This is a genomic window from Nocardia veterana NBRC 100344 (assembly GCF_000308855.1).
In the GTDB taxonomy this organism is placed as follows: domain Bacteria; phylum Actinomycetota; class Actinomycetes; order Mycobacteriales; family Mycobacteriaceae; genus Nocardia; species Nocardia veterana.
Map to the genome: position 1 here is coordinate 122,578 of NZ_BAGM01000095.1, position 20,110 is coordinate 142,687.

At 68.3% G+C, this 20,110-nt stretch carries 15 protein-coding genes and 1 pseudogene; 3 read left to right on the top strand and 13 right to left on the bottom strand.

Features of this window, described 5'->3' with window-relative positions:
• Positions 1–19 precede the first annotated feature (19 nt).
• From ON37_RS34490 to ON37_RS17710, 3 genes are all read right to left on the bottom strand, one after another.
• Positions 20–2,236, bottom strand: a complete 2,217-nt coding sequence (locus ON37_RS34490; RefSeq protein WP_051031711.1) for an Hsp70 family protein — start codon at positions 2,234–2,236, stop codon at positions 20–22.
• A gap of 445 nt (positions 2,237–2,681) precedes the next feature.
• On the bottom strand, positions 2,682–4,265 hold the full coding sequence (locus tag ON37_RS17705; protein WP_040720694.1) for an FAD-dependent oxidoreductase: 1,584 nt from the start codon (positions 4,263–4,265) through the stop codon (positions 2,682–2,684).
• Positions 4,266–4,279: 14 nt separating this feature from the next.
• Positions 4,280–5,287, bottom strand: a complete 1,008-nt coding sequence (locus ON37_RS17710) for an AurF N-oxygenase family protein (RefSeq protein ID WP_040720695.1) — start codon at positions 5,285–5,287, stop codon at positions 4,280–4,282.
• A gap of 283 nt (positions 5,288–5,570) precedes the next feature.
• On the opposite strand from ON37_RS17710, the gene ON37_RS17715 reads away from it, so the two are divergent.
• On the top strand, positions 5,571–6,230 hold the full coding sequence (locus tag ON37_RS17715; RefSeq protein WP_040720696.1) for a GntR family transcriptional regulator: 660 nt from the start codon (positions 5,571–5,573) through the stop codon (positions 6,228–6,230).
• Positions 6,230–7,501, top strand: coding sequence for an MFS transporter (locus ON37_RS17720; protein WP_040720697.1), 1,272 nt, complete (start codon positions 6,230–6,232; stop codon positions 7,499–7,501). The genes ON37_RS17715 and ON37_RS17720 overlap by 1 nt, the downstream gene beginning before the upstream one ends.
• Positions 7,502–7,637: 136 nt before the next feature.
• Here the strand turns inward: ON37_RS17720 and ON37_RS17725 are convergent, their stop codons facing one another.
• From ON37_RS17725 to ON37_RS17755, 8 genes are all read right to left on the bottom strand, one after another.
• Positions 7,638–8,732: an Hsp70 family protein gene (locus tag ON37_RS17725; RefSeq protein ID WP_051031713.1), complete on the bottom strand. Its 1,095-nt coding sequence runs from the start codon at positions 8,730–8,732 to the stop codon at positions 7,638–7,640.
• 605 nt (positions 8,733–9,337) lie between these two features.
• A complete protein-coding gene (locus ON37_RS17730; RefSeq protein ID WP_040720698.1) occupies positions 9,338–10,333 on the bottom strand; it encodes a sulfate/molybdate ABC transporter ATP-binding protein in 996 nt (331 codons plus the stop codon).
• A 19-nt stretch (positions 10,334–10,352) separates the two neighbouring features.
• Complete coding sequence (gene cysW, locus ON37_RS17735; protein WP_040720699.1) at positions 10,353–11,162, bottom strand: sulfate ABC transporter permease subunit CysW; 810 nt, start codon at positions 11,160–11,162, stop codon at positions 10,353–10,355.
• Entirely contained in the window at positions 11,159–11,986 is an 828-nt protein-coding gene (cysT, locus tag ON37_RS17740; protein WP_040720700.1) for a sulfate ABC transporter permease subunit CysT, read from the bottom strand. Before cysT ends, cysW begins: the two co-directional genes overlap by 4 nt.
• A gap of 111 nt (positions 11,987–12,097) precedes the next feature.
• On the bottom strand, positions 12,098–13,156 hold the full coding sequence (locus ON37_RS17745; protein WP_051031714.1) for a sulfate ABC transporter substrate-binding protein: 1,059 nt from the start codon (positions 13,154–13,156) through the stop codon (positions 12,098–12,100).
• Between the two features lie 190 nt (positions 13,157–13,346).
• Positions 13,347–13,442, bottom strand: a complete 96-nt coding sequence (locus ON37_RS34705) for an Ms4533A family Cys-rich leader peptide (RefSeq protein WP_312033447.1) — start codon at positions 13,440–13,442, stop codon at positions 13,347–13,349.
• Positions 13,443–13,661: 219 nt separating this feature from the next.
• The gene (locus tag ON37_RS17750; protein ID WP_157171481.1) at positions 13,662–13,919 is read right to left on the bottom strand and encodes a hypothetical protein; all 258 of its coding nucleotides are present in this window, start codon (positions 13,917–13,919) and stop codon (positions 13,662–13,664) included.
• A 114-nt stretch (positions 13,920–14,033) separates the two neighbouring features.
• Positions 14,034–14,315, bottom strand: a complete 282-nt coding sequence (locus ON37_RS17755; RefSeq protein ID WP_040720702.1) for a hypothetical protein — start codon at positions 14,313–14,315, stop codon at positions 14,034–14,036.
• Between the two features lie 109 nt (positions 14,316–14,424).
• Here ON37_RS17755 and ON37_RS17760 point away from each other — a divergent pair, with 109 nt between their 5' ends.
• Positions 14,425–16,473, top strand: a complete 2,049-nt coding sequence (locus ON37_RS17760) for a glycoside hydrolase family 15 protein (RefSeq protein WP_040720703.1) — start codon at positions 14,425–14,427, stop codon at positions 16,471–16,473.
• Positions 16,474–16,505: 32 nt separating this feature from the next.
• Here ON37_RS17760 and ON37_RS17765 read toward each other — a convergent pair whose 3' ends face one another.
• Complete coding sequence (locus ON37_RS17765) at positions 16,506–18,290, bottom strand: P-loop NTPase family protein (RefSeq protein WP_245553244.1); 1,785 nt, start codon at positions 18,288–18,290, stop codon at positions 16,506–16,508.
• Positions 18,287–20,110: pseudogene (locus tag ON37_RS17770) on the bottom strand (hypothetical protein); the annotation flags it as partial. The gene ON37_RS17765 and the pseudogene ON37_RS17770, both read right to left, overlap by 4 nt.

Consider the following 20,110-nt stretch of genomic DNA (forward strand, 5'->3'; position numbering starts at 1 on the left):
CCGTCGCACGCGGCCGAATTCAGTGGCCGAAGCCGCCGCCGAATCCCCCGAAGCCGCCACCGTGGAAGCCGCCGCCCATTCCGGAACCCAGGCCGCCACCGTGGAAGCCGCCACCGGGAGTGGTGCCCGTGCCGAGCCCGCCCGGGCGGGGAGTGACGCCCGGCGACGCCGACATTCCACCGGGACGGGCGGGCACGGCCGGGGCGGTGTTCGTCCCGCCGGTGCCGAGTGTGCTCCCGGGCGTCGACGCGGTTCCGCCGGTTCCGGCCGGCTGCGACGCGCCGGGCGCGGGGACAGGATTCGGCGCGCTGTCGGCCGATGACGCGCCCGGGGCGGAATGCGCGGCACCGGCGGAGGAGTCGGCGGTGCCCGCGCCGGTGCCACTCGACGTCGCGGATTCCCCGCTGTTGGTTGCGCCACCCGAGTTCGCCGCGTCACCGGAGTCGGTCGGCGCGCTCGCATGCGGAGATGTACTCGAATTCGCGTCATCCGAATTCGTCGGGCTGCCCGGCGTCGCCGCATCACCGGCGTTACCGGTATCGGCAGGCCTGCCCTGACTCGCGGTTTCGCCGGAGTGGGCGGTTCCGGACTCGGCGGCGGAGGTGCCCGAATCCCCCACGGTCCCGGACGAATTCGCACCCGTCGACTCGGCCGGCGTACCCGCGACCGGCCCGGAGGAGGTATCGGGAGCGGAGGTACCGACCGGTGAGGTATCGCCGGATGCCGGTGTGCCGGCCGGCGCCGGGGCCGTTCCCGGCGTGGGTGTGTTCGCCGAACCCTGCGTGGCACCGGTCGAGGAGCCCGGATTTCCGGCCGCCGGCGGATTGCCCGGAGCATGGCTCCCGTCCGGCGGGGTGCCCGGATCGGAGCCGCCCGGCGGGGTGTGGGTGGCGGCGCCCGCGGCGAGCAGTGCGGCCGTACCCGGGTTCCCGAACGGCATGGGGTTGGTGAACCGGGCTGGATCGGAATAGGTCCGGGCCTTGGGCGGCTCGCACGGCAGGACGGCACGACGGTCGAGCAGCGCGTTTTCCACCCGCTCGCTCAATCGGTCCGAAAAGTTGTGTGCCGCACCGGCATAGCCGCGCAGGGTGGGCAGCGACGAACCCATCAGCCGGTCCGCCCGGACCGCGAGGGCCGCGAACCCGGCGCCGAAACTCGGGAGTTGCGTCAGCTCCCCCGCCTGCTCCCGTACCGAATCCGCGGGTCCGGCGAGGGCGGGGGCGAATTCCATGATCGGCCCGTCGGTTCCGACCGGTCCACCGCCGATCATGGTGGCCGCCGACATCGCGAGCGCGGAAACGACTGCCGCGGAGGAGACTACGGCGGCGCCGCGCGCGTACCTCCCGAAATTGCTGCCGCTGCGGGCGAATCGGGCCGAGGCGATGGCGGCACCGGTCGCCACCGTGTGGCCCGGATCCGGTGAAACGACCACCGGCGGCCCCAGTTCGGCGAGCACCTCCGCGACCTCGACCGGCCGCGCGGCCCCGCCCACCAGCAAGATCCGGTCGACGTCGTCGATCGACACGCCGGCGCGACCGAGGCAACGGCGCACCACCCGAAGCGAATTGCGCACATGCCAGGTGCGTAGCCGCCGGGTGTCCTCGACCGGAACCACCTTCGATACCGGCGCCGGCACATCCGGCGCCAGCGCCCGGGCGTAGCGTGCCAGCACGGTACCGAGCGGCCGGCCGCCGTAGGCGTCGGAGCGCACCGCCGAACCCAGCACGCCGCGTTGCTCCCATTGCGCCTCGGTACGCACCACCGCCACATCGAGACTGTTGGCGCCCAGGTCGTAGACCAGCGTCAATCCTCGTGGGGAGACACCGTATTCGTCGTCGAGCCATTCGACCGCGGCGACCGGCTCCGGCATCAGCACCACGTCGAATGCGCCCGTGCGGTGCAACGCGTACTGCAGTGCCGCGATCTGCCGTTCGGTGTAGCAGGCCGGATAGGTGAGCACCGGCCCGGCCACCGGATCGCTGGCATCGATGAGACAGGTCGCGACCGCGGCCACCAGATCGGCCGACGACCAGATCCGGCCGCCCAGTACCACCGGCTCGCGAGATTGCGTGAGATCGGCGAAATCCGTTATCACCGGCGCGAATCGGGGCACGCCGCCGACCCGGACGTCACCGCCCCGGTCGAACGTCACCGCCGTCCGCCGCACCCGAACCGCTGGGCGATCGCGATCTCCGGTCGTCGCCGCCCACACCGAGTTCACTGTGCCGATGCTCATGCCGAAGCCAGCCGTCATTGCCATCCCGTCAACGCACCGAGACCACGGCCCCAGTGGTTCAACCATGTGGTCGCGGTCGTTTACCAAATAGCGCACACAGGTTAGCTGATCGGTCTCGGTCACGAATACCGAATGGGCGGAAAAGCTTTCATACCCACCGGTCGACAGCGCAAAAGCCCTGATAGACCAGCGTCCAAGTCAGGATTGGGGAGTTGGAACCATGACCATCAGGAGAATAGCTGGCAAAACTGGCTACGGCACAGTAACTCTCGATAAATACCGACCGGTGTTCTGTTCGAGGTCCGTCATGCCGTTCCTGAAACCGAATTCATCGGGCGCATACCGGATCACTGGCCGGTTGCCCGCGAATTCATTCGGACGGATCCGACCGAAACGACAACCGCCCCGATCCGTACATCGGATCGGGGCGGTCGGCCGCGAGAACTCAGGCCCGGGCGAGCAGCTTCCGCTTCCACCACGGCTGGGAGGTGGCCCCGCCGCGAACCGCATCGGGACGGCGGCGCTGCACCAATCGATCGAATTCGGCCGCATCGGCGGCGGGCCGGCGCAGGCGACCGGCATTGAAATCGTCGACCAGCTGTCGCACGGTCTCCTGTGCGCAGGACTTGTTGGTTCCGATGAAGCCGGTGGGGCCGCGCTTGATCCAGCCGGTGACGTACGTCCCCGGAACTACCTCGCCACCAACCGATTCCAGAACTCGTCCCTCGGTATTGGGGATCACCCCGGCGCCTTCGTCGAACGGCACGCCGGGCACCGCCACACCGCGATAACCGACCGAAGCCAGCACGAGGGCGGTATCCAGGGTCTCGGTCTCCCCGGTCGCCACCGCGCGCACCACTCCGCTGTCGTCGACGACGAGTTCGTTGCGCACCAGTTCGATTCCGGTGACCTTGTCGGTGCCGACCAATGCGACCGGCGAGGACAGATAGCGGAAGACGATCCGGCGGCGCGCACCCACCGGCCGATCGGCGACACTGCGCAGCAGCTTCAGCTTCTGCGCCACCTTCTGCGGCATATCCGCCGTCGGCTCCGGCACCTCGCCCTCGACCACGATGTCGATATCGGAACCGAGCAGGCCCACGAACTCCGGGACGGTGAAGGCGGATTCGGCCGGCCCGCGGCGGCCGACGATCACGACTTCCTCGATCTTGCTGTGCCGCAGAGCTTCCAGGGCGACCGGCGAGACCTCGGTGGCATCGAGCAGTGCCGGATCCATCGTGAGGATGCGAGCCACGTCCAGCGCGACATTGCCGTTGCCGACGATCACCGCGCGCCGCTGCGACAGATCGAAGCTGCGCTGCGCGTAATCGGGATGGCCGTTGTACCAGGCCACGAACTCCGTCGCCGACAGGCTGCCCGGCAGACCCTCACCGGGAATACCCAGCTTCCGGTCCGACGACGCGCCGACGGCATAGATCACGGCATGGAAGTGATCGAGCAGCTCGGCATGCGAAACATCCTCGCCCACCGCCACATTCAGGTAGGAACCGAAACCGGGCTGCGCGGAGATCACGTCGAACAGCCGGCTCACCTGCCGGGTCCGGGTGTGGTCGGGGGCCACCCCGTGCCGGGCCAAGCCGTAGGGCACCGGTAGCCGGTCGAAGACCGTGACGGAGACCTCGGGCTGGGTCAGCAACTCGTCGGCGGCGTACATCGCCGAGGGCCCGGAACCCACGATGGCGACCCGCAGCGGGCCACGCTCGGTGTCGACCTCGGCCGCGGGGATCGGCTTGGCCAGCAGCGGCCGCGGCCGGGTCTGCCGATAGAAGTCGGCATTGATCTCGATGAACGGCTTCTGCTCCTCGGTCAGCTTCTTCGAGGAGGTGATGGCGTCCACCGGGCAGGCCGTGGCACAGGCGCCGCAATCCACGCATGCCGCGGGGTCGACGTACAGCATCTCCGCCGTCCGGAAGTCCGGCTCGTCCGGCGTGGGATGGATGCAATTGACCGGGCATGCGTAGACGCAGGAGGCGTCGCTGCAGCACGACTGGGTGACTACATACGGCACTGTATGGCTACCCTTCAGGCGGCTTTGGTCTTGGCGCGCTGCGGCTCGGAGCGGTACCGGCTGGCCGGACCATCGATCTTCAGCATCTTCCAGACATTCTTCGACACGGGATTCATCAGGCCGAGATCCTTGGCGAGGGCGCGCACGTCGATGAAGTAATCGGCGAAAGTCTGCTGCGCCTCCTCGGACCCGTAGAACAGTTCCTTGCGGACGTCCTCGGGGATGTCGAACTCCTTGAAGAAGGACTTCGGCGGAGTCGCGATGGACCGGCCCAGGATCCACATCACGATCGGCATCGCGATCGACAGCACGAACTTCTCGGCCGCGTTGACCTCGGGCACGTGCTTCTTCAGGAACTCGTGCGCGAAGGAGATGTGGCGCGCCTCCTCCGCGACGTGAATCGCCATCACACCGCGCATGATCGGGTGCACTTCCTCGCCGGAACGCAGGATCTGCTTCTGGATGTGATCGATCGGTTCCTCACCGGCGAGCACCGCCATGAAGAACAGGTTCGGGAACTTGGCGGCGACCGGCGCGGCCAGGTAGCGCAGCTTGCGCACCAGCGGGCCCATACCCGGGACGTCGAGACCGATCCGGTTGACCATCTCCTGGAACATCAGGGTGTGGTTGTGCTCCTCGATCATCTCGTGGGAGCAGTACCGGAACTCGGGCGAACCGTTGGGCAGGCTGAAGTTGTGCGTCACCATGCCGCTGATCAGGATCGACTCGAACTGCAGGCCGACCTTGGCGACATTGGCCTGGCGGTACTTGCCGATGGCGATCTTCTGCTCGTCCGACAGCGCCTTGTACCAGGGGTGACGACCCAGCGGGTCGGCGGATTCCGGCAGGATCCACCGCTTCTCACCGGCGTCGGCTGCGAAATCGGGGTTGTCCCAGTCGATGTCGGTGAAGGGGTCGAAGTGCTTGTTGACCGAGCCCTCGGACAGCAGAAGCAGCTTCTGGGCATATTCCATGGCCTCGGCGACCACAGGGTCTACTTCGGGCGTCGCGGCAACGGACATCGTCGTCACAGCCTCTCCATCTCGCATGGGTTAACTGTTCCCCATAGTTACACCTAAAGCGACGGAGGTCAACATCGTCGCCCGGCCCCGCCGGAAACGATCGCGCAAACCTCTCGTCTACCGGCCGAATACCCAGGTCGACGCCATCGAAAAAGGTATTACCCGCCCGTACTGTGCGAGGCGTCACAACACCGACGCCAGACCTCCGCCACCCTCGAACCGGGCACTGACGTGTCCGCACCCACATGGCAATTCATCCCATGAACCAGCTAGGCTACAACTTGTGTCTAAGACGTATTCATCGGCCGAGCGCGCCTATCGCGAGATCAAGGAGCGCATTCTGACCGGGGCCCTGCCCGGCGGGGAGCTGATCAGCGAGGGCGAGATCGCCACCGAACTGGGCACCTCCCGGACCCCGGTGCGGGAGGCATTTCTGCGGTTGGAGACCGAGGGCTGGATGCGGCTGTACCCCAAGCGCGGCGCGCTGGTGGTCCCGATCCCCTCACACGAGGCCGAACACGTCGCCCAGGCCAGATACGTCGTGGAGACCGCGGCAGTGCGCGCACTCGCCGGTGACGACCGCTCGGCGCTGGTCGACACCCTGCAGGCGTCCCTCGCCCGCCAGCGCGAACTCGTCGCGGACCTCGGGAATTCCGATGGGGAGGCGCTGTCCCGGTTCGCCACCGAGGACACCGACTTCCATCGCGGATATGTGGTTGCGGCGGGTAACCCGCTGCTCATCGCGTTCTACGACTCGCTGCGCGAGCGCCAGCGCCGGATGAACAGCGTCGCCCTGCATCGGGCGCCGATGAACGTCACCCGCATCGTCGAACAGCACGCGCGGCTGACGGATCTGATCGCCGCCGGTGATACCGCCGCATTCGACACCGCACTCGCCGAACACCTTTCGGGTGTGCACCAGCTGGAATTGAGAGGACTGTGATGACCGCGTCGACCCTCGTCGACACCCGCCCCACTCCCACCGCCACCGCCGCCCGCGCCTGGTGGGGCGTGGCCGCGGCGGTCTTCGCGATCGCCTGGGGCGGTAACGAATTCACCCCGCTGCTGGTGATGTACAAGAACGACGGTCTGCCGGTCACCACGGTGAATCTGCTGCTGTTCGAATACGTCCTGGGCATCGTGCCCGCACTGCTGATCGGCGGCCCGCTGTCGGACCGCTACGGGCGCCGCCGGTTGATGTGCCCGGCGCCGCTGATCACGGCCCTCGGTTCGACGCTGCTGGCTTTCGGTGCCGGCACGGTGCCGATGCTGTCGATCGGCCGAGTGCTGTGCGGTATCGGATTGGGCCTGGCGATGGCCGTGGGCAGCAGCTGGGTCAAGGAGTTGTCGCAGCCGCCGTTCGCCTCGGCGTCGGCTCCGGGGACCGGGGCGCGGCGCTCGGCGATGAGCCTCACCGGCGGTTTCGCCATCGGTGCGGGGCTGGCCGGGGTGCTCGCGCAGTGGGCGCCGTGGCCGGCGACGCTGGCCTATCTGATCAATGTGGCGCTGTGCCTGATCGCGGCCGTCTGGGTTTTGCGCGCACCGGAAACCGTGGCGACACAACGGACTCCACAGCCGCTGTGGGAGGATTTGCGGATTCCGGCGGCCGGCCATCGGCGGTTTCGCGCCGTCGCGCTGCCCTTGGCGCTGTGGCTGTTCACCTCGGCCGCCGCGGCGTACGCGATTCTGCCGACCCTGGCCGCCGACCGCGTCGCCGGGACACCGATCGCCTTCTCGGCGCTGATCACGGTGATCACCCTCGGCTGCGGCTTCGCCATCCAGTCGGTGGCGCGGCGGATCGACCTGCCGGGCACGGCCCGGATCGCGGTCCTGTCGCTGGTGCTGACCACGGCCGGTATGGGAGCGGCGGTGTATGCGGCAGCGACATTGCATCTGTGGGCGGTCGTCGCGACCGCGGCCGTGCTCGGCTTCGGATTCGGCATCGGGATGGTCGCCGGGCTGCAGGAGATCGAGCGAATCGCCCGGCCCGACGATCTCGCCGGGTTGACCGCGGTGTTCTACTCGGTGAGCTATCTCGGCTTCGGTTCACCGGCCCTGTTGTCGCTGCTGCACAATGCGCTGCACCTCGGCTACCCGGTGATGTTCGCGGCCGGCGCGGTGATCGCGCTGGCCTGTCTTGCGGTGGTGGTCAACAACTATCGCGATCCGGACGCCACGACGGCCGCCGTGCCGGCCGGCCGACGCGTGCCGTAGCCCCCCGGATTCGCCTCGGCCCGGGAATTCCGGCACCGCACAGCTCCCGCGACCCTACGCCACCCAGACCCGACTGCTCCCGCCGAGTGCGGCGGGAGCAGTCGCCGGTCGACGATGCGACCGAATCAGCCCGAGGTCAGCGCTGTACGTGGACGACACCGGCGCCCATGGATTGTGCGCCGGCCTCGTCACCGACCACGGCCGTCGCCGCGAACAGGGCGCCACCGGCCGCGACCGCGACGGTCACCGCGACCCGGGACAACCGTCGCCGCAGCATCCGCGGCTGTGCGGGCCGTTCGGCGGGCTCGGCGACGCCGTCGTCCTGCGCCGCTTCGGCGGCGCGGCGGGCGAGGATGGCCGCCCCCTCGGCGATGGTTCGTTCCGGGTCGGGAGCGACGATCACCGGACGCGCCAGCGCGCTGGACAGGACCGCGGCGACCTCCGGCGGCCGGGCGGCACCGCCCACCACCAGCACGCAGTCGACATCGGCCATGGTGACATCGGCGCGACGCAGGCAGTCGTAGACCACATCGAGGGACTCGCGGATGTGCGCCGTACGCAAGGCGGTGATCACGGCGTCGGAATCGGCCGCCGACGATTCGCCGGTGCGCCAGTTCTGCTGGGCGGCCATCTTGGCGCCGAATGCGCGACCGCCGAATGCCGTGGAGCGCAACGGCTCTCCGATCACCGGGCGAGCCGGGCTGCCCGCCCCGATGCGGACCAGTGTGACGGTCAGGCCGGAGCCGCCCAGATCGTAGACCAGCGCCAGCCCCGGCATCAGCGGCCCGTGGGCCACCGTCAACCAGGCCGCGGCCGCGACCGGTTCGGCGACCAGGGCAGCATGGGACAGGCCGATGCCGTCCAGCGCCGCCCGCAGTTCCGCTACCCGCTCGGCGGAATAGCTCACCGGATGGGTCACCGCCACAGCGGTTTCCGGACGGCCCGGCGCGGCCGCCACCACATGCGCGGAAACGTCCGCCACCACCGTCCGGGCCACCGTCGCGACCAGATCGGCCGACGACAGCGACCGATGGCCGACCCGGGCGGTGCGGCCGCGTTCGGTGAGGTCCGCGAAATCGGTGACCGCGCGGCCGTGCCGCGGAATCCGTCCTACCCGGGCGCTGCCGGTGCTGTCGAAAGTCAGTGTGGTGCGCCAGGTTCCGGGTGCCGTCCGCTGTGCGGACTGCGCCTGCCGCGGACCGGATGCCCGCCGGCCCCGGCCGGTGGCCACACGCCCACCGGATTCGCCGGACGCGCCCCGCCTGCGCCCGCGCGTTGCCTTCCCGCTCTCAGCAGTATCGATGGCGCACACCGTGTTGACCGTGCCGATACTCACTCCGAGCCCAACCGTCATCACAATTCCCCTCGATCGACGAGCGTCCGTTCGCTGACCTGTCCCGACCCGGCACTCAGGCAACCATTGTGCTGAGAACTTGCCAAGCACCGGACAACCGGTTGTCCGCACAACCGCCGCACCGCACGACGAGCTCGCCTATCTCGCAGATATCCGCCTTCACCTGCGGTAACAAATCAGGCAATTCCCACGAGCAGTGGACGATTCGCGACACCGACCGAACGGTACGGGTTTGCCAGCAAGCGTCCAAGTAACCTCGGACACCGTATACCGAAGGACGGCAACCGTCGGGCCATCCGCGAAAATCGCCGTCCCCGAAGCGGATCGAGCATCCGGCGAGGTGCGGGCCGCGCGAGCCGCCGGCCGGCCGGGGCGGCGACCCGAGCCGCCGGCGGCAGGCGAATTCGGCCGTCGCATCGAAGAATTCGTCGACCGGGCAGTGCGATCAGGGCACCACTGCCCGTGCCTCCGATGTGCCGGGATCAGGCGGCGGGCAGCTCCGGAATCCGGGTGGCGCGAGCGAACACCGTCTCCCCCTCACCCAGCCGCAGTGCCTCGGCATCGCCGCGGGTCACCTGGGCGGTGAACAGATCGCCGGTGGCGGCATTGCGCAGTTCCAGCCGCACCTCGAAACCCAATCGGACGATCCGTTCCACGGTGGCCCGGGTGACGCCGGCCGACTCCGCGGTGCCCTCGTGCTCGGCCAGCGCCATACCCGGGTCGCGCCCGATGCGAATATCGTGCGGCCGCACCAGATGTCCGTTCAGCTTGGCCACCGCACCCAGGAAGGACATGACGAATTCGTTCGCGGGGCGGTCGTAGACATCCTCGGGGGTGCCGACCTGTTCGATGCGCCCGGCATTCATCACCGCGATCCGGTCGGCGACGTCGAGCGCCTCCTCCTGATCGTGGGTGACCAGCACCGTCGTCACGTGGACTTCCTCGTGCAGGCGACGCAACCAGGTGCGCAAGTCCTGGCGCACCTTCGCGTCGAGAGCGCCGAAGGGTTCGTCGAGCAGCAGCACCTGCGGATCGACCGCCAGCGCGCGGGCCAGGGCCATGCGCTGCCGCTGGCCACCCGACAGCTGTGCCGGGTAGCGGTGCTGGAACCCGTCCAGACCGACGATGCCGAGCAATTCGTCGACCCGCTTGCGGATCTCGTTCTTGGGCCGCTTGCGAATCTTGAGCCCGAACGCCACGTTGTCGCGGACGGTCATATGTTTGAACGCCGCGTAGTGCTGGAAGACGAACCCGATATCCCGCTTCTGCGGCGATACCCGGGTGACGTCGCGGTCGGCGATGGTCACGACGCCCGAATCCAGCGTCTCCAACCCGGCGATCGACCGCAGCAGCGTCGACTTACCGGACCCCGACGGACCCAGCAGGGCGGTCAGCTCACCGGACGGGATGTCGATGCTCACGTTGTCGAGCGCGGCGAACGAGCCGTAACGCTTGTTCGCGCCGGTAACGGTAATCATGTGCGTGCCTCCGGCGTGATCATTTGACAGTGCCCCGCTTGCGTTCGAGGAGGGTCATCAGGATGAGGGTGACGAGTGCCATGCCCATGAGCAGCGTCGCCGCGCAATAGGCGCCGAAGGTGTTGTGGTCGTTGATATAACGCCCGTGGACCAGCAACGTCAGCGTCTGCGAGATGCCGGGCAGACCGGACGACACCATGATCACCGCGCCGAATTCGCCGAGTGCGCGGGCGACGGTGAGCACGATGCCGTAGGTCAGGCCCCAGCGGATGGCCGGCAGCGTGATCCGCCAGAAGGTCTGCCACCGGTTCGCGCCCAGGGTGGCCGCGGCCTGCTCCTGATCGTCGCCGATCTCGTGCAGCACCGGCACGACTTCGCTGACCACGAACGGCAGGGTGACGAAGATGGTGGCGATCACCATGCCCGGTAAGCCGAAGATCACCCGGAAGCCGAGGCTGTCCAAACCGCCGAACCAGCCGCCCACGCCCCACAGCATGATCAACGAAACGCCGACCACCACCGGCGAAACGGCGAACGGCAGGTCCACCACGCCCTGAATCAGGCTGCGCCCCCGGAAGTTTCCGCGGACCAGCGCGATCGCGGTGATGACGCCGAACACGACGTTGACCGGAACCACGATCACCACGATCAGCAGCGACAGGTTGAATGCCGAGACCGCGGCGGGGGTGCTGATGGAGTCGACGAAGGCGGCGATACCGTGCTCGAAACTGCGCCACAGGATGATGGCCAGCGGCGCCACCAGCAGAACGATCAGATAGGCGAGCGCGATCACCCGCAGCGAAATCCGGGACGGAGCGGACAGTTTCATCGGCTGGCCTGTTCCTTGCGGGTGGTGCGGTCGGCGAAGATGCGCAGGATCACCAGGGTGGCGAAGGAGATCACCAGCAGCGCCACCGACACCGCCGCCGCGTTCACCGGACGATCCACCTCGATCTGCTGCTGAATGTACTGGGACGCCATCTGCGTCCGCCGCGGAATGTTGCCGCCGATCAAGACGACCGAGCCGTATTCCCCGATGGCACGGGCGAAGGCCAGGCCGCCGCCGGAGATGATGGCCGGGGCCAGTGAAGGCAGCACCACGCGCCGGAAAATCGTGAGGTTGTCCGCACCCAGCGACGCCGCGGCCTGCTCGACCTCCTTGTCCGCCTCGATCAGTACCGGCTGCACCGAGCGGACCACGAACGGCAAGGTCACGAACGCCAGCGCCACCACCAGGCCCGGCTGGGTGGCGTTGAGGTGGATGCCGACCGGGCTCTGCGGCCCGTACAACGACAGCAGGACGATGCTCGCCACGATCGTCGGGAGGGCGAACGGCAGATCGATCAGCGCGTTGACCACGCCCTTACCCGGAAAATCATCGCGAACCAGGACCCAGGCGACGATCGTCCCCATCACGACGTTGATCACCGCGACCACCGCCGAGACCAGAACCGTGACCCGCAACGCGTCCAATGCGGCGGAGGCGGTGATCGCATCCCAGAAACCCGACCAGCCCGCGTCGAACGAGTGCACCGTCAGCGCCGCCAGCGGCAACAGGACGATGATGCTGAGCCACAGGACGGTGATCGCCAGGCCCAGCGAACCCACCGATCCGGTCAAGCGCGACCGCCATGCCGGACCGGCGGGCTGCACCCGGAAGACGCCGGGACCAGCGGTCCCGGCGTCCGTACTACTGCCGACCTCGGCCTTCGTACTGCTGTCAGTCACAGTTATCCAGTATTCCGTGTACCCCGAGCCACCGGCTCACTTGGTGGCTTTGTCGTAGAGCACGGCGATGCTGCCGGTCTCGGGCGTGAACAGGTCCTTGTCGACCTTCTTCCACCCGCCCAGATCGGCGACCGTCCACAGCTTCTGCGGAGTGGGGAAATCCTTGCCGTACTGCGCGGTGACCTGCGGGTCGACCGGACGGAAACCGGCCTCGGCCCAAGCCTTCTGGCCCGCCTGCGAGTACAGGAAGTCCTTGAACGCCACGGCGGTGGTCGGGTTCTTGGCGTTCTTCAGCACGGCCACCGGATTTTCGATCTTGAAGGTGGTCGGCGGGATCACGTGCTCGATCGGGTCCCCGCTGCGCTCGGAGAAGATCGCCTCGTTCTCATAGCTCAACAGCACGTCGCCGGTGCCCTGCAGGAAGGTTTCCGTCGCTTCGCGACCCGACTTCGGCTGCACCTTCAGGTGCTCCTTGGAGATCAGCTTGCTCAGGTAGTCCAGCCCGGCCTGCGGATTCTTACCGCCCTCGCTCGCGGCCGCGTAGGGCGCCAGCAGATTCCACTTCGCCGAGCCGGAGCTGAACGGATTCGGGGTGACGACCTCGACTCCGGGCTTCAGCAGGTCGTTCCAGTCGTGGATGCCCTTCGGGTTGCCCTTGCGCACGGCGATCACGACGACCGAACCGAACGGCACACCCTTGTTCGCATCGGCATTCCAGTTCGAATCCACCAGGCCCGCGTCGACCAATCGGGTGATGTCCGGTTCCACGGAGAAGCTGACCACATCGGCCTGCGCGCCGTCCTTCACCTTGCGCGACTGATCGCCCGAGGCGCCGTAGGACGGCTGGATCTGCGCTCCCTTTCCGGGTGCGGTCTTGGTGAACTCGGAGATCACCTTGTCGTATCCCGGCTTGGCGACGGAATAGGCGAACAGCGTCAGCTGACCGCCGCCGCCGGCGGCGGAGTCGCCGCCCGGGGTATCGCTGGAACCGCCGCTGCACGCCGTCAACGCGACGGCCGCCAGGGCCGTCAGCGCCACGGCGATACGTCCTCGACGCAACGAGAACCTGGTTCCGGTGGACGATCTGCCAGACATGGAATTGACCTTTCCTCACCGCCCGCCACCCGTCGCACATCGCTGTCGGGGCGGAAGAATTCGATTCAGCAGTAGACCTGTCCCTGGGGTCGAGGGGACAGTGGCGCGACTGCGGTGGAACACCGCCGGGAGCGGAAACACTGCGAAAATTTGCGCGCCGGTCCGATGGGAACGCGCAGCGTGTCCGAATCTAGTGCCGGCGACAGTGAATGTCTGCGACCACGAGGCAGCCGACCGCGATCAACGCCAATTCATGGCGGACCTGCGGAACAACGCTCGATGACACGGGCAGACTGTAACAGAGCCCATCGAACCGCGCGAATCGGACGAGGCCCCGGACGACGGTCGTCGGCACTGCCCGGAAACCGCCTCCGACCGGCGCGAAGCATGAGCTTTTCGAATTCCTCGGACACCGTCGCCCGCCGCAACGACGACCGGGGCCCGGGCAGACCGTGGCGATGACCACAGTTGCCCGGACCCCGGGATGAGCATTCGCCGCGCGAACCTACTCCTCGTCGGCGGCTTCCGGCGGACTCTCGTAGAGATCCAGCACCCATTCCTCGACGGCGGTCTCCTCACCGTCCTCGTCGGGCTCTTCGGCGCGGATCCGGTTCTGCAACCGCACGCCCAGGCCGAGCAGTTGCGCGGCGCGCACCATCTCGATCGCCTCGTCGGGCGTGGCGTAGTGGGTGGCAATCAATCGGGGGCCGTCCTCGATCTCCAGGAGCTGCTCGAGGTCGACGAATTCCTCATCGGTTGGCATGGCCAGCACAGTACCCGCAACCTCCGACAGCGGACGGTTATCGCGTCAACAGCCAGGCGACGACGATCAGAACGAGCAGGGCGATCAGCGCCAGTTGGACCCGCGAGCGTGGCATCAGACCGCTTCCTTGTGCATCGATCCGGAGGAGTGCATCGACGAACCCGACAACGCGGGCTCCAGCGGCGGTACCGGTTCGGGCTCGGGGACGGCGTCGGCGGCGACCGACCGATCCCGGCCGAGCAGCCGCAGCACCGTTCGCAGCCCGCGGTCGAGCAGATAGGCCAGCAGGAAACTGAGCGGAACCGCCCCGATCAGGACCACGACGAACTGGGGGACGAACGGCAATCCGGCCACCCACAATTCGAAGCCGTCCCACCAGCCAGCAATGTGATGCACTCCCCCAGCGTAGTACCACCGGCCTCATGGACCGCCAGGCGTGCCGCCGAACCGGCCCCGGTGCCGGCGGTCGGCGGAAATCGCGGCCCGGATCCACCATGATGGCTGTATGGCGTCCTACGACGAACCGATCACCGAAGAACCCGTAATCGAGACGCTCGACGATATGTCCCCGCCGCGCGATGCCCTGCCGGACATCTCCGATGCCGAGGTCTCGGCGAACTACCTGCCGATCTCCGCCGGTGTCGTCCACAAATCGTCGTATCCGCCGATCGACGACTACGCCTTCCTGTCCGACTGCGAAACCAACTGCCTGATCGCCCGCAACGGCGCGGTGGAGTGGATGTGCTTGCCGCGCCCGGATTCCCCCAGCGTGTTCGGGGCGATGCTGGACCGCAGCGCCGGCCACTTCCGCCTCGGCCCGTACGGGGTGAACGTGCCCGCCGCCCGGCGGTATCTCCCCGGCGGGATGATCGTGGAGACCACGTGGCAGACCGACACCGGCTGGATCATCGTCCGGGACGCCCTGGTGCTGGGCCCGTGGCACAACAACGACAAACGCAGCCGGACCTACCGCCGCACTCCGGAGGATTGGGACGCCGAACACATCCTGCTGCGCACGGTGAAATGCGTCAGCGGCGTGGTCGAGTTGGAGATGAGCTGCGAGCCGGCCTTCGACTATCACCGCGCTCCCGTGCAATGGGAATACACCGGCGAGGTCTACGAACGCGCCACCGCCACCGCGACCTGCGTCCACGACGAATTGCCCTGCGGTGAGCTGACACTCACCACCGATATGCGACTGGGGCTCGAGGGCCGCGAGGCCCGGGCGCGCACCCGCATGCGCGAGGGCGACGAATTGTTCGTCGCCCTGTCGTGGTCGTCGCTGCCGGCGCCGCGCACCTTCGCCGAGGCGGCGGAGAAGATGTGGCAGACCACCGAATGCTGGCGACAGTGGATCACGCTCGGCAAATTCCCGGACCATCCCTGGCGTGGCTACCTGCAGCGCAGCGCGCTCACGCTCAAGGGGCTGATCTACTCCCCCACCGGCGCCCTGATGGCGGCCGCCACTACCTCGCTCCCGGAAACCCCTGGCGGCGAACGCAATTGGGATTACCGCTACAGCTGGGTTCGGGATTCCACCTTCGCCCTGTGGGGGTTGTACACCCTGGGGCTCAACCGCGAGGCCGACGACTTCTTCGCGTTCCTGCACGATGTCGCCACCGCCGAAAACGGTGAAGCCCAACCGCTTCAGGTGCTGTACGGCATCGGCGGGGAACGAGATCTCGAGGAATCCGAACTCCCGCACCTGCACGGCTACGACGGCGCCCAGCCGATCCGCATCGGCAACGGCGCGTTCCAACAGCAGCAGCACGACATCTGGGGCACCATCCTGGACTCGGTCTATCTGCATGTGAAGTCGCGCCAGCAGGTCCCAGAAACACTGTGGCCCATGCTGAAGCGGCAGGTGGAGGCGGCCATTCAGCACTGGCGGGAACCGGATCGCGGGATCTGGGAGGTGCGCGGCGAACCGCAGCATTTCACCTCCTCGAAGGTGATGTGCTGGGTCGCCCTGGACCGCGGAGCGAAGCTGGCCGAATTGCACGGCGAGGCCGACTACGCCGAGAAGTGGGCCGGCATCGCCGACGAGATCCACGCCGATGTGCTCGCACACGGTGTGAACGCGAACGGGATCTTCACCCAGACCTACGGCGGGGACACGCTCGACGCCTCCCTGCTGCTGGTGCCGCTGCTGCGCTTCCTACCGCCCGACGATCCACGGGTGCGCGCGACGGTCCTGGCGATCGCGACCGATCTCACCCAGCACGGTCTGGTATTGCGCTATCGCACCGACACCACCGACGACGGCTTGACCGGCGCCGAAGGCACCTTCACCATCTGCTCGTTCTGGCTGGTATCGGCGCTGGTGGAGATCGGCGAAGTGCGACGCGCCCGGCATCTGCTGGAGCGGTTGCTCGGCTATGCCAGCCCGCTGAAGCTCTATGCCGAGGAGATCGATCCGTACACGGGTCGCCACCTCGGCAACTTCCCGCAGGCGTTCACCCACCTGGCACTGATCAACGCGGTGATGCACGTGATCCGCGCGGAACAGTCGACCGGCGCGGGCGGTTTCCGTCCGGCCCATCCGGCAGGCTGAGCCGAACCGGAACCGCGGCCGAACCGGAAACGCTATGGCGCGTCGGCCGTTTCGCGGATCTCACGCAGTCGCACCAGGGACCGTTCGATCTCGGTGAGTCGGCGGTCGCGGCGCTCGGGCGAGTTGACCGCGGCCGCTTCCTCGGCGGCGCGCAGCGACTCGTCCACCGACCGCAGCGTCTGCCCCGCCAGATCGGTGAAGTGGTCACGCAGCGTGCGCTGCACTGCGCGCAAGCGATGCCGCGACTCCTTGCCGACCTGGAAGATCACGTCGTCCATCAGCCGCGCGACGGCGACCTTGGCCTCGGCCTGGCGGCGTTCGCGGCGGAGTTTACGGTCCTCCCACAGCGCGTTGATGCCCAGCAGCGCGGCGGCGGCGCCCGAATACCAGTTCACCAGTGGCATTTTCAGCAGACTGGTCAGCAGGCCCACCATCAGCAGACCACCGTAGGACCCGCGCATGACATTGAGCAGGGACGAGGTGAAACTCACCTTCGCCGAGTCCAGCGGTTCCAGCGACGCCACCGGCTCCAGGACATCAGCCGGATCCTCGAGCCGCAGATCGGGCAGCGGCACGTCCCGGGAGTCGGCGGGGAACTTCTCGGTGACCTGTTCGGCCAGTTCCACCGCCCGGTAGTGCGCGACGACGAAATTCTCCTCGACCGCCTCACAGATCCGCGAATCCAGATCCGCGCCGAACTCGTCCCAGTTGCGTGCGGGATCGTGCTTGGTGATCTCCGATTCGGCGTCGCGGACCAGGCTGCGCAGCCGGTGCCGCAGATCGTGCTCGATATCGGCCATCAGTTCCGAACAGCCGTCGGCGAGGGTGACCTGCCAGTTGGCGCTGCGCTGACGTAGATCGTCGGCCTCGGCGCGGGCCGCGCGCAGCTGATCGGTGATCGCACTGTAGCGGCGGGGATCGCGCAGCGTTTCGGCCTCGCTGCGCAAGGCCAACGCCAGATGATCGGTGATGGTGCGGATATCGCGCAACGCCGCCTCGCGCGCGACCGCGTCGGCCCGGGCCAGCACATAGCCTCGCAGATGATCGAGCAGTTGCGGGACACCGGATTCGATATCGCGGCGCTGGTCGTCTCGCGCCTGCATGTGCAGTTCGGCCGAGATCGGGGCGACCGCGAAACCGAGGCCCGCATCGTCGAGCAGTTCCCGGTTGCGCTGCTGCACCTCGGCCCAGTGCGGATAGCGGTCGATCTTGTTGAGCACACACACCACCGTCGGGCACACCTGGCGGATCCGCTGCAGCAGGGCGATCTGTTCGGCGGTGTATTCGGCAGCCGCATCGCACACATAGAGCACGGCGTCGGCGGCGGCGATCAGCGACCAGGTGATCGGCGCGTCGGCGGGGGCGCCGGGCGCGTCCATCACAACGAACCCCTCGGCCAGCAGGTCGCTCGGTTCGGTGAATTCGGCCCGAATCACACCCTCGGCCGCCAGCGCGGGACCCGGATTCAACGGATCCACCCGCTGGCGTTCGGTGCGTCCGCCCGGCAGCGAACGCACCAGCGTCGCAGTGGATTCCGGACCGTATTCGGCGATCACGGGCACGCTGATCGGACTGCCGGTGGCGCTGACCGCACTGCCGACCAGGCCGTTGACCAGCGTGCTCATCCCGTTCTTGGGTTCGCCGACCACCACCAGCCGCACCCGCGGATCGGCCACCCGCGCCCGCGACATGCCGAGCCGGGCGGTCAGATCCGTCCGGCCGGCGGCGCGGGTGAGGTCGAGCAGCTCATCGAGTTGCGCGAGCAACGGCGCCATCTCATCGGGGTGTTTGGCGCCGGCCGCCTCCACCGCGGTCACAGCGAGAGATGAAAATCGGGGACCGGGTGAACCGCGGAATGATGCAGTTCGCTGTAGGCGGACTCGTGCAGTCCACCGGTCAGTCCGGCCGAGGTACTCACCGGCCCGGTCCCGGTATCCGACCACAGCGAGACGTCGTAGGCATCCATCGCGTGGGCGGCGGGTTTCACCGGCGCGATATGGGCACCCGGCGCGGGGTCGATCGTGGTCGGCGGTTTCACCACGGTCGGCGGATCCATCGGGACGGTGTGCGGCGCGATCCCGCCGGTATCGGGGGTGGGATTCGTGCCGTGCTGTCCGGTGGGCAGGGTCGGCTCGCGCGTCGGCAGGGTCTGGTCATGGCTCGGCGTCGAATGCTGGGTCGGCACATCCGGCGTCGGCAACTCACGGGTCGGCACCGAATCCTGGTCGGTGCCCGGCAGGCCGGAGCCGGCGGACGGCGTGGTGGAACCGTCGGCGGTGCCCGGGGCCGCGGTATCGGCACCGGACGAGGTACTCGGCGAATGGGTGCCGGTCCGCCCCGAATCGCCTTGTCCCGCATCCGAATTCGATGTGGTGGCGCCCGGGGTTCGAGTACCGGTGGGATCGGAGTCGGTGTCGCGCGGCAGGGTCACCGTCGGGGTGGTGCGATCGGTCGTGTCGGAGCCGGTGCTGTCGTGGCCGGTCGACGTCGTGGGCCGGTCGTGCTCGGAGGAGGTGCCGGGCCGGGTGGTGGGGTGTCCGCCGACGGTCGGCAGGCCGGAATGCCCCGCGCTCGGTGTGGTCGGCGCGGCCGGCGTCCTGGTCGGGTCGACGTCGTGGGCGGTGCCGGGACCGGACTTCGCGGTCGTGGTCGGTCCCTGCGGGGTCGGATCGATCGACCCGGAGGACTCGCCGCCGTGACGACCGGGCAACTCGGCGTCGGTTCCGAGATGCCGCGGGCGATCGTCGAACAAGGCCGGGACGGCGACCGCGGGCGCCGTCAGCGGCGAAGGCCCGGGATGGGCGGTGATCACATTCGCGATCGGGTGGCTGGCCGCTTCGGGCTGAATCGTGGTCTGCAACGGAGTCGTCGACACCGGCTGCACCGGGACCGGGGCCGGCGGCGGTGGCGGAGTCGGTGCGGCGACCACCGGAGTGGGCGAAACCGGTTGTGGCACAGCCACCGTGGGAACGGCACTCGCCGGTCCGGGCGCGAAGGCCGAGGCCCCGCCGGGTGCGGATGCGGCGGCCATCGGACCCGATTGCGGGGCCGGCACGGAACCGCCCGGCACCGCGCCGGCGGAGCCGGAGGACGCTGCGGCGCTGGAGTGCCCCGCGCTCGAATGTCCAGCGCTCGAATGCCCGGCGCTCGTCGGCACGGCCGAGGCAGCGGCGGGATCGGCCGCTCCGATCGCGGGCGCGGCCCCGCCCTCGCCAGCCTGGGCCGGATCGGGATTCGCCCGGCCGAACTGGCCGGCCCAGGAGGTCCCCGACTGCGCTGCGTCCTCGGCGATCTGCTGCGTCCCCGGACCCAGCCACTGTCCGAAGTCGTCGAGTTGATGACCGACGTCACCGACCGTCACGTCGACCGTGGTCTGCGCGGTCATCCAGATGCCGTCGAGCCCGATATGAGCGTCGACCTTCATATCCGTCTCGAGAAAGACGCCGAAACGGCCGCCCTCACCGATGCCGTCGAACGGCGCGGGCTGCGCATCGGACAATCCGTGCTCCAGCCCGAATCCGCCCGGTCCGAACCCGTTCATCCCGGGCAGATGCAACCCGTTGGTCCCCGGCAGGCCCATGCCGTGGCCGGGCAGCGGCGCGGTCGGGTGCGGGTCGGCGCCGGGCATCCCGAAGCC